General features: G+C 70.3%; 11 protein-coding genes. 6 read left to right on the top strand and 5 right to left on the bottom strand.

The features are described from left to right. Positions 1-175: 175 nt before the first annotated feature. From JWN68_RS17545 to JWN68_RS17555, 3 genes are read right to left on the bottom strand one after another with little or no spacing between them, the layout of a single operon-like run. Positions 176-1,960, bottom strand: coding sequence for an acyl-CoA dehydrogenase (locus JWN68_RS17545; protein WP_297741336.1), 1,785 nt, complete (start codon positions 1,958-1,960; stop codon positions 176-178). Continuing rightward, a complete protein-coding gene (locus JWN68_RS17550; RefSeq protein ID WP_297741338.1) occupies positions 1,957-2,289 on the bottom strand; it encodes a hypothetical protein in 333 nt (110 codons plus the stop codon). The genes JWN68_RS17545 and JWN68_RS17550 overlap by 4 nt, the downstream gene beginning before the upstream one ends. After that, positions 2,286-2,654 carry a hypothetical protein gene (locus JWN68_RS17555; RefSeq protein ID WP_297741340.1) on the bottom strand — a complete coding sequence of 123 codons (369 nt, stop codon included), beginning with the start codon at positions 2,652-2,654 and terminating at the stop codon, positions 2,286-2,288. Before JWN68_RS17555 ends, JWN68_RS17550 begins: the two co-directional genes overlap by 4 nt. 86 nt (positions 2,655-2,740) lie before the next feature. Here JWN68_RS17555 and JWN68_RS17560 point away from each other — a divergent pair, with 86 nt between their 5' ends. Both JWN68_RS17560 and JWN68_RS17565 read left to right on the top strand, forming a co-directional pair. Next, the gene (locus JWN68_RS17560) at positions 2,741-2,914 is read left to right on the top strand and encodes a DUF5302 domain-containing protein (RefSeq protein ID WP_297741342.1); all 174 of its coding nucleotides are present in this window, start codon (positions 2,741-2,743) and stop codon (positions 2,912-2,914) included. Positions 2,915-2,983: 69 nt separating this feature from the next. Then, the gene (locus JWN68_RS17565) at positions 2,984-4,042 is read left to right on the top strand and encodes a MaoC family dehydratase (RefSeq protein WP_297741345.1); all 1,059 of its coding nucleotides are present in this window, start codon (positions 2,984-2,986) and stop codon (positions 4,040-4,042) included. Here the strand turns inward: JWN68_RS17565 and JWN68_RS17570 are convergent. Then, complete coding sequence (locus tag JWN68_RS17570) at positions 4,018-5,205, bottom strand: MFS transporter (protein ID WP_297741347.1); 1,188 nt, start codon at positions 5,203-5,205, stop codon at positions 4,018-4,020. The genes JWN68_RS17565 and JWN68_RS17570 overlap by 25 nt on opposite strands. Before the next feature lie 50 nt (positions 5,206-5,255). Here JWN68_RS17570 and JWN68_RS17575 point away from each other — a divergent pair, with 50 nt between their 5' ends. From JWN68_RS17575 to JWN68_RS17585, 3 genes are read left to right on the top strand one after another with little or no spacing between them, the layout of a single operon-like run. Then, positions 5,256-5,834 (top strand): histidine phosphatase family protein, encoded by a 579-nt coding sequence (locus JWN68_RS17575; RefSeq protein WP_297741349.1) that lies wholly within the window; start codon positions 5,256-5,258, stop codon positions 5,832-5,834. A 30-nt stretch (positions 5,835-5,864) separates the two neighbouring features. Continuing rightward, a complete protein-coding gene (locus tag JWN68_RS17580; RefSeq protein ID WP_297741351.1) occupies positions 5,865-6,491 on the top strand; it encodes a DUF6758 family protein in 627 nt (208 codons plus the stop codon). Positions 6,492-6,528: 37 nt separating this feature from the next. Beyond that, a complete protein-coding gene (locus tag JWN68_RS17585; RefSeq protein WP_297741353.1) occupies positions 6,529-7,398 on the top strand; it encodes a PHP domain-containing protein in 870 nt (289 codons plus the stop codon). Here JWN68_RS17585 and JWN68_RS17590 read toward each other — a convergent pair. Next, positions 7,349-8,101 carry an SDR family oxidoreductase gene (locus tag JWN68_RS17590; protein ID WP_297741355.1) on the bottom strand — a complete coding sequence of 251 codons (753 nt, stop codon included), beginning with the start codon at positions 8,099-8,101 and terminating at the stop codon, positions 7,349-7,351. The genes JWN68_RS17585 and JWN68_RS17590 overlap by 50 nt on opposite strands. Before the next feature lie 60 nt (positions 8,102-8,161). On the opposite strand from JWN68_RS17590, the gene JWN68_RS17595 reads away from it, so the two are divergent. Further along, on the top strand, positions 8,162-9,004 hold the full coding sequence (locus tag JWN68_RS17595) for a ParA family protein (RefSeq protein ID WP_297741357.1): 843 nt from the start codon (positions 8,162-8,164) through the stop codon (positions 9,002-9,004). Positions 9,005-9,182 lie beyond the last annotated feature (178 nt).

Below are 9,182 nucleotides of genomic sequence, written 5' to 3' on the forward strand. Positions count from 1 at the left end.
GACTTCGCAGGCGCGGCGGGTGTCCTGCTCGGCCCGCATCGCGGCCAGCACCTCGGCCGGGGAGTCCGGCAGAGTCGCGGTGGTGGCGGTCGCTGTCATAGGTCAACTCAAGCAGGGACCACCGACAGCGAAGCCCCGAAATCGGCCGATATGGAGACCCGGTGGGGAAGAAACGTCAGAGCACGTCGGGGTCGAGGTCCAGAGTCGTCGTGTCGAGGCTCTCGAGCAGCCGCAGCTTGGGGCCGATGGTCGGCAGCTCGAAGGCGTAGAAGTAGCGCGCGGCCGCTCGCTTCCCGTCGTAGAAGACGCCGTCACGCGTGCCGCAGGCCCCGAGCTGCTCGAGCCAGAGCCACGCGACCACGACGTGGCCGAAGGCTTCGAGGTAGAGGGTCGCGTTGGCCAGCGCGAGGGCCGGGTCGAGCTTCTCCCACAGGGCCGCGGTGACGCGGAGGACGTCGTCCCACGCGGCCTGGAGCGCCGCGGCCTGAGGCGCTGCCTCGCCGCCCGCCTCGGACGCGGTGCGCACGGTGGCCTCGATGCGAGCGCCGAGCACCCCCAGGGCCGCGCCGCCTCCCTCCAGGACCTTGCGGCCCAGGAGGTCCAGGGCCTGGATGCCGTGGGTGCCCTCGTGGATGGGGTTGAGCCGGTTGTCGCGATAGAACTGCTCGACCGGGTAGTCGCGCGTGTAGCCGTACCCGCCGTGCACCTGGATGGCGAGGTCGTTGGCCGCCAGGCACCACTGCGACGGCCACGACTTGGCGATCGGGGTGAGGAGCCCGAGGAGCGCGCGAGCCTCAGCAGCGGCGGCAGCATCGGTGTTGGTCCGTTCCTCGTCGACGAGCCGCGCGCAGAACAGGACGAGCGCGAGCCCGCCTTCGACGTACGACTTCTGCGCCAGCAGCATCCGTCGGACATCGGGGTGGTCGATGATCGCCACCGGGGGAGCGGCCGGGTCCTTCGAGCCGACCGCCCGGCCCTGGGTCCGCACCCGGGCGTACTCGAGGGCGTGGAGGTAGCCGGTGTAGCCGAGCGCCACCGCGCCGGCACCGACGCCGACCCGGGCCTCGTTCATCATGTGGAACATGTAGGTGAGACCGCGCCCCTCCTCGCCGACGAGGAAGCCCACCGCACCAGCGGCCCCGCGGGGAGTGGTGAAGCCCTCGCCGAGGTTGAGCAGGGTGTTCGTGGTGCCCCGGTAGCCCATCTTGTGGTTGAGGCCGACCAGCGCCACGTCGTTGCGTTCTCCGAGCGACCCGTCGTCCTCGACCAGGAAGCGAGGGACGATGAAGAGCGAGATGCCCTTCGTGCCGGGGGCGGCGCCCGGGGTGCGAGCCAGGACGAGGTGGACGATGTTGTCGCCCAGCTCGTGGTCGCCGGCGGAGATCCACATCTTGGACCCGGTGACGCGGTGGCTGCCGTCGTCCTGGGGCACGGCGCGGGTGGTGATGTCACCGAGCGACGAGCCGGCCTGCGGCTCCGACAACGCCATGGTGCCGTACCAGCGGCCTTCGATGACCGGGAGTGCGTAGGTGGTCACCTGCTCGGGGGAGCCGTGGGTCACGATCAGGTTGGCGTTGCCGGCGGCGAGGAACGGGTAGGCCGATGCCCCGACGCTCGCGGCCATGAGATAGGTGGTGGCCGCCATGTGCACCGCGAACGGCAGCTGCATCCCGCCGACTGCGTCGTCGAAGATGCTCGCGCTGAGCCCGGATTCGGAGTACGCCGCAAGCGCGCGCGCCAGCTCGGGAGGCAGCACGACCTTGCCGTCGTCACCGACGAAGGGCTCGTTGGCGTCGACGAGGGCGTTGAGCGGCGCGAAGTGGTGGGTCGCCAGCTGCTCGCTGAGGTCCAGGACGGCGTCGAAGGTCTCCCGGCTGTGGTCCGCGTAGCGCTCCCGCTCCACCAGGGCGGGGACGTCGAGCCACTCGTAGAGGAGGAACTCCACGTCGCGTCGGTTCATGATCGTCGAGCTGGCCACTGGGTGCCCTTCGTCTTGGTGGAAGCGGGATCCTGGGCCGGTTCTACCAGAACCGGGACGGAAGGGTCGGTGTTGTCGATGACCATGTGTGCACGGGCCCGGGGGTCGCACTCGTGCAGGTAGATGCGCTGCCCTTCGATGTACCTCGGATGCTCGAGATCGACGTTCGACCCGTCCCGGGCCGCCATCCGCCTGGCCGTCACCTCGAAGGGGACGTCGAGGAAGATCGAGAAGTCCCAGCAGTCGGTCAGCTCGTCGCGGTGCAGGAAGATCCCCTCGACGACCAGCACGGTGCCCGGTGGCGCGGTCACCCAGCCGCCCGCCACGAGCTCGTCGCTCTCGAGGTCGTGGGAGGCCGTGCGGTAGCGGCGCTCCCGCCCGGTGCCAGCGGGTCGAGGACGTCCGCGCGGAGGGTGGCGTAGTCGTAGGAGTCGAGCCAGAAGCCCTCGGGGGAGTCCTTCCCCAGCCGGTAGCGGATCTCGCGTCGGTGGTGGAAGTCGTCGACCGAGACGGAGGCGACCGGGGCCCCACGTGCCTCGAGCGCGCGCCTCAGCGCGCCCGCGAAGACTGTCTTGCCGGCGCCGTCGACTCCGTCCACACCGACCCGGCGTGCCGGGATGGCGAGGATGCGGTCCGCGACCCGCGCCAGGACGTCATCGCCGTGCATCTCGGTCATGACGCTGGAACGTACGCGGCGTAACCCCCTCGACCAACGGCGGAGCGGACTGGCAGGCTGGTGCCGACCGAGGAGAGGATCCGCTCATGTCGAACGAAGACCTCAAGGCCAAGATGCGCGAGGCGCTGGACAAGAAGAACAACAAGGAGAAGGGCGTCCACCAGGACGGCCCGACGCCGGAGAAGGCCCACGGCGCCGAGGTGGAGGGTGGCGCTGCGCCGAAGATGCACCGTCGCAAGGCCGGTGGCGGCGGCAGCTGACCGTCACCGTGAGAATGACCACGTGAGCACCCGCGTCCCATCGGGCGCGGGTGCGGCACGATGTGGCCCATGAGCAGGACGAGCAGCACGACGACGAGCAAGACCAACGGGGGCAACTTCTTCGAGGACTTCACCCTCGGGCAGGTCATCCAGCACGCCACCCCGCGCACGATCACCGAGGGCGACCGCGCGCTCTACCAGGCGCTCTACCCGACGAGGTTCGCGCTCCCCAGCAGCGCCGAGTTCGCCCGACAGGTGGGCCTGCAGCAGCACCCTGTCGAGGAGCTGATCGCCTTCCACGTCGCCTTCGGCAAGACCGTTCCGGACATCTCGCTCAATGCGGTCGCCAACCTCGGCTACGCCGAGTGCCGCTTCCACCAGCCTGTGGTCCCGGGCGACACGCTGCGGACGTCGAGCGAGGTCATCGGCCTCAAGCAGAACTCCAACGGCAAGACGGGCGTCGTCTACGTCCGCTCGACGGCGCTCAACCAGCGCGGCGAGGTCGCCCTCGACTGGTGCCGCTGGGTGATGGTCAACAAGCGCGACGTCGAGGCACCGGCACCCGAGACCTTCGTGCCCGACCTGAAGAGCGCGGTCGACGCAGCAGACCTCAAGATCCCTGCCGGCCTCGACTTCACGGCGTACGACGACAGTGCAGCCGGCGAGAAGCACCGACTCGGCGACTACGAGGTCGGCGAGAAGATCGACCACGTCGACGGCGTGACCCTCACCGATCCCGAGCACATGCTGGCCACCCGGCTCTGGCAGAACACTGCCAAGGTGCACTTCAACACCCAGGTGCGTCCCGACGGCAACCGGCTCATCTATGGCGGGCACATCATCTCGATGGCACGCGCCCTGTCCTTCAACGGTCTGGCCAACGCCCAGCTCATCGCGGCGATCAACGCCGGAGCACACGTGTCCCCGGCCTACGCGGACCGCACGATCTACGCGTGGTCGGAGGTGCTCGACACAGCGGCGACGGACGCGCCCGGCGTCGGCGCCATCCGCCTCCGGCTCGTCGCGACCAGGGGCCGGGATGAGTCCATGACGCTGCGCGACGAGGACGGGAAGTACGCCGACGGCGTGTTGCTCGACCTCGACTACTGGGCGCTGATGCCGGCCTGAGGAGGGGCTGGCGCCGGAGCCGGAGCGAAGGCCTTCGCCAGCGGAACCAGCGCGAGCACCAGCACCATGGGCACGGCGAAGCCGACCCGCAGCGAGCCAGCACCGGCGAGGCCGGTCAGCACCGATCCCACGAGCGCCCCGACGTAGTTGAACTGGTTGAAGCGCGCGATCACCGCGTCGACGCGAGCCTGCCTCGCCGCTCCGGTCAGGTCCGCACCGCCGGCGAGCACGGCGGCCGCCGAGAAGCTGAGCGGGGCAATCGTCGCGACGCCGAGCCCCAGCACCGTGAAGCCCAGCACGGCGACGGGCCACGTCGGTGCCAGGACGATGACACCGAGCGCACCGAAGGCGACCAGGGCGCCTGACCGGAGCAGGGCCACCGGCCCGTGTCGGGCGGCGAGGCGGTCGCCGGCCAGCCGCATCGCACCGCTGGCGACGAGGTAGGGCAGGGTCGCCAGGGCCACGAGCCCCGACGGGGTGTCGAACTCGTCCGCGAGATAGGTCGGTCCCCAGGTCGCGGCCGCCGTGTCGACCATGTAGAAGAGCACGAGTGCCGCACCCACGAGCAGGAGTGGTCGCCAGGGCACGACCGAGGGGGTCGCAGCTGCTGGAAGGTCGGCGCCGCGGTCCCGTGGAAGGAACGGAGCGAAGGCCACCGTCAGCGGCACCAGGGCGACGAGGGCGGCCCAGGACAACGACAGCGAGCTCGTCGACAAGGTGATCAAGGAGCCGACGATCCCGCCGACCGTCCACATCCCGTGGAACGAGGGCAGGATCGTCCGGCCGTAGCGATGCTCCAGCGCGACCGCCTGCATGTTGGTGGTGGCGTCCACCACGCCCAACGCCACGCCGTAGACCGCCATGCCGACGACGAAGAAGGCAAAGGCGGGTGCCAGGACCAGGCAGGGGACGGCGACCACCATGAGCAGCAGACCCGCTCGAAGCACCAGCGCACTGTCGTTCGACCGGGCGGCTCGCTCGGCGATCACCGAGCCGACGCCGGCGAGCACCACCATCATCAGCAGGATCAGGGACAGCGCCACCTCCCCGAGGTCCCATCGCTCCCGCACGTCAGGAAGGCGGGTGGTCAGGGAGATGAACACCAGACCCTGGGTGAAGAAGGCCGCGCAGTCGGCACCGCGTGCGCGGCCGAGGGTCGTCATGCGCTGATGGTGGCAGCAAACCGGGGCAACCGGCGTGTCAGACTCGCGCCATGAGCGCCGACCCCGCCATCACCACCGAGCTGTGGCTGGTGCGTCACGGCGAGACCGAGTGGAGCAGGGACGGCAAACACACCTCCACCACCGACCTGCCGCTCACCGAGCACGGTGTCGAGGTGGCTCGAGGTCTGGCGCCGCGGCTCGCCGACGTCGAGTTCGCCCAGGTGTTCACCAGTCCACGCCAGCGGGCCCGGGTCACGGCCGAGGTCGCCGGCTTCCCGGACGCCACTCCCGACGACGACCTCGTCGAGTGGGCGTACGGCGACTACGAAGGCGTGACCACCGAAGAGATCCGCCGGACCGTGCCGGGGTGGACCGTCTGGTCGCACCCGGTGCCCGGCGGCGAGACACCTCACGAGATCACGGAGCGGCTGGACCGCGTGATCGCCAAGGTCCGCGCGAGCAGCGGGCGTACCCTCGTCTTCGCCCACGGTCACTCGCTACGGGCCCTCACTGCCCGGTGGCTCGAGCAGCCGGTCACGGAAGGCCGCTACTTCCGCCTCGACACGTCGACGCTGTCGGTCCTCGGCTACGAGCGCGAGACGCCTGTTCTCCTCCGCTGGAACTCTTGACGACGCCGTCACAGCGGTGAGACTGGGTGGATGCTCCTCGCCGGCTGCCCGCAGTGCGCTGAGCCGATCCATGAGCTCGAGTCGGGCTGGGAGTGCCCTGCACACCGAGCAGTGACACCGCTGTGGCGCCCGCGCGAGGCGCTCTATGACGCCTTCATGGATCACCTGGCTCGTGCCGATGCCTGCCCGACGCTGCTTCCGTGGCCGATGGGGCCGGGTTGGCAGGTCAGTGACTTCGGCGTGGTCGCCGCCCCCGACCGGACGGCGATGGCCACGATGACGTGCTGCTCGGGGATGAGCGAGCTGGACGGAGCAGTCGACGTGCTGATCGTCTCCGAGGAGCCCGGCACCGGGCTCGGCGCCCGAGTGGCTCGGCTCGGTCGGAGCCACCCGGCGGGCGTCGGCGAAGGGGCGCCGGTCGCCCGGGTCAGGGTGGGACGCGCCGCGGTGCCCTTGTGGACGGTCTCGACCGGCGAGGACCCCGACCTCGACCGGACCGTGCTGGTGGGGGAGGCGGAAGGCCGCTGGTTGTGGGTCGTGGTCTACCCCGCGTCGGCCGCGCTGTTGCTGCGTGACGACTGGGTCCTGTGCGACGCAGCAGACGCCGGTGCCCGACTCGTCGAGCTGACCTTCGGCGGCAAACCGCCCCACTGGTGACCCACGTGGACGGACGCTCGGGTGACACACTTGTCCGGTGCGCATCGACCTCCACACCCACTCGTTCGTCTCCGACGGGACCGATGCGCCGGCGGACCTGATGCGCGAGGCGAAGGCGGCCGGCCTCGACGTGGTGGCGCTGACCGATCACGACACGGCTGCCGGCTGGCCGGAGGCTCAGCGTGCTGCAGACGAGGTGGGCATCACCCTCGTTCCGGGGATGGAGATCAGCACCCGGCTCGGCTCCGCGAGCGTGCACCTGCTCGCTTATCTCCTCGACCCCGTGCACCCCCCGCTGGTGGCTGCGCTCGACCGGATCCTCGACGGCCGCAACGGCCGCGTGCCAGCCATCTGCGCCCAGCTCCGGGCGGTGGGCGTCGACGTGACCGAGGAGGACGTACGCCGCAGCGCCGGTGACGCCGCAGCGACCGGCCGTCCCCACATTGCTGACGTGATGGTGGCGACCGGCGCCGTCGGCAGCCGGGACGAGGCGTTCGCGAAGTTCCTCAATCCCGGCCGTCCCGGCTACGTCCGCCGCTACGCGTGCCCGCTCGAGGAGGCGATCGGTCTGGTGGGCCAGGCCGGCGGCGTGCCGGTCATCGCCCATCCGTGGGGCCGCGCACCGGGTGCCTTGACCGAGGAGACCCTGGCCGGACTGACCGCCATCGGTCTGCGCGGCCTCGAGGTCGACCACCAGGAGCACTCGCCGCAGGCACGGCAAACGCTGCGCGGCATTGCCCGCAACCTGGGGCTGGTGGTCACCGGGTCCAGCGACCACCACGGCACCGGCAAGGTCGATCATGACCTGGGTTGCCACACCACCGACCCCGACGAGTACGAGCGGATCCTCGCGCTGGCTACTTCCGCCCCATCGACTGGTAGCGCTGCAGCACCACGGAGGGGATGACCCGCGTCAGGGCGCGTACGGCCTTGTACTGCGCGCCGGGGACCGAGTAGACCCGACCCTTGTCGAAGTCCTCGAGCGCGGTCCTGACGAGGAACTCAGGTTCCAGCCACATGAACCCGTCGCCGCGCTTGACCTCCATCCGCTGGTGGAACTCGGTCTTGGTGAAGCCCGGGCACAGCGCCATCACCGTCACGCCCTTCGGCTTGTACTCGTTGTGCGCCCACTCGCTGAAGCTGTTCACCCACGCCTTGGTCGCGGAGTAGGTGCCGCGCGGCAGGAACGCCGCGACCGACGAGACGTTGATGATGCCTCCGCGCCCACGCTCGGTCATCGGCCCGAGAGCAGCGTGCGAGAGCCGCAGGACAGCGGTCACCAGCACGTCGAGCATCGCCTGCTCCTCGTCGACGGAGTTGTCCAGGAAGCGCTTCTTGAGGCCGAAGCCGGCGTTGTTCACCAGGAGGTCGACCGGGCGCCCACGGTCCGCCAGGCGGGCCTCGACCCGGGCGCACTGCTCCGGCACGACGAGGTCCGCGGGAAGCGTCTCCACCTCGACGGCGTACGCCGACCGCAGCTCGTCGGCCACGGCAGCCAGCCGAGCCTCGTCGCGTGCCACGAGCACCAGGTCGTGCCCGCGCCGAGCGAGCTGGTGGGCGAACTCGAGGCCGATGCCGGCGGTAGCGCCGGTGATGAGGGCAGCAGTCATGCCCCCAGCAAACAGGTGTCGCCACGATCGTGCCAACCGGGTCGGGCATGATGGGACTCGATGAGCAGATCACGCACGGTGACCCTCGCGATCGCCAACCAGAAGGGCGGCGTCGCCAAGACCACCACGGTGGCCTCGATCGGTGCTGCCCTCGTGGAGCTCGGCCACTCGGTCCTCATCGTGGACCTGGATCCCCAGGCCTGTCTGACGTTCTCCCTCGGCATCGACCCCGAAGACCTCGAGCTGTCGGTGCACCACGTCCTCACCAAGGGTCTCGACCCCACCGAGGCGATCGTCGAGACGGCGGACGGCGTGGACCTGCTCCCCGCCACGATCGAGCTGGCGCGGGCCGAGGCGGACCTGCTGACCCGGACGGGTCGCGAGCACGTGATCAAGGTTGCGATCGACGCCCTCGCCGACGACGAGGTCCACTACGACTGGGTCCTGCTGGACTGCCCGCCCTCGCTCGGTGTGCTCACGGTGGCGGCGCTCACGGCCGCGGACGGCGTACTCATCCCCTTGCAGTGCGAGACCCTGTCCCACCGCGGGGTCGGCCAGCTGCTCGACACCGTCCACGACGTGCGGCGCTTCACCAATCGCAACCTCGAGGTCTGGGGTGTGCTGCCCACGCTGTACGACGGCCGCACCAACCACTCCCGTACCGTGCTGGAGACCATCAGCGACACCTACGACCTCGAGGTCGTCGAGCCCCCGATCCCCAAGACGATCAAGTTCGCCGAGGCGCCGGCCGCCGGTCGGTCGATCCTCTCGACGAGCCGCAGCAGCAAGGGTGCGCAGGCCTACCGCGAGGTCGCCGCCAACCTCGTCAAGCGGGCCGAGCGGCCCAAGGCGCGCAAGAAGGCCACCAGGAACCCGAAGGCAGCCAAGGCCACGAAGGCCTGATCGTCGTGAGTCGCCACCGGTCCGTCCGCCCTCGCTACGGCCGGATCGTGCTGGCCGCACTCGCGCTCTTCATCACGGCCTTCGCCGTCCTCGGGGGAGTGGACGTCGTGCCGACGGCGCCGTCTGCCGCCGAGGGCGACCGGCCGGCGAAGCAGACCGCCCCGTCCGGGACGGCGGC

The organism is Nocardioides sp., from assembly GCF_025964975.1.
Classification (GTDB): domain Bacteria; phylum Actinomycetota; class Actinomycetes; order Propionibacteriales; family Nocardioidaceae; genus Nocardioides.

What these genes read in the sequence shown, in the direction of transcription:
- JWN68_RS17545 (WP_297741336.1), bottom strand. Translation starts at nt 1,960, where the DNA reads ATGAACCGACGCGACGTGGAGTTCCTCCTCTACGAGTGGCTCGACGTC.
- JWN68_RS17555 (WP_297741340.1), bottom strand. Translation starts at nt 2,654, where the DNA reads ATGACCGAGATGCACGGCGATGACGTCCTGGCGCGGGTCGCGGACCGC.
- JWN68_RS17560 (WP_297741342.1), top strand. Translation starts at nt 2,741, where the DNA reads ATGTCGAACGAAGACCTCAAGGCCAAGATGCGCGAGGCGCTGGACAAG.
- JWN68_RS17565 (WP_297741345.1), top strand. Translation starts at nt 2,984, where the DNA reads ATGAGCAGGACGAGCAGCACGACGACGAGCAAGACCAACGGGGGCAAC.
- JWN68_RS17570 (WP_297741347.1), bottom strand. Translation starts at nt 5,205, where the DNA reads ATGACGACCCTCGGCCGCGCACGCGGTGCCGACTGCGCGGCCTTCTTC.
- JWN68_RS17575 (WP_297741349.1), top strand. Translation starts at nt 5,256, where the DNA reads ATGAGCGCCGACCCCGCCATCACCACCGAGCTGTGGCTGGTGCGTCAC.
- JWN68_RS17580 (WP_297741351.1), top strand. Translation starts at nt 5,865, where the DNA reads ATGCTCCTCGCCGGCTGCCCGCAGTGCGCTGAGCCGATCCATGAGCTC.
- JWN68_RS17590 (WP_297741355.1), bottom strand. Translation starts at nt 8,101, where the DNA reads ATGACTGCTGCCCTCATCACCGGCGCTACCGCCGGCATCGGCCTCGAG.
- JWN68_RS17595 (WP_297741357.1), top strand. Translation starts at nt 8,162, where the DNA reads ATGAGCAGATCACGCACGGTGACCCTCGCGATCGCCAACCAGAAGGGC.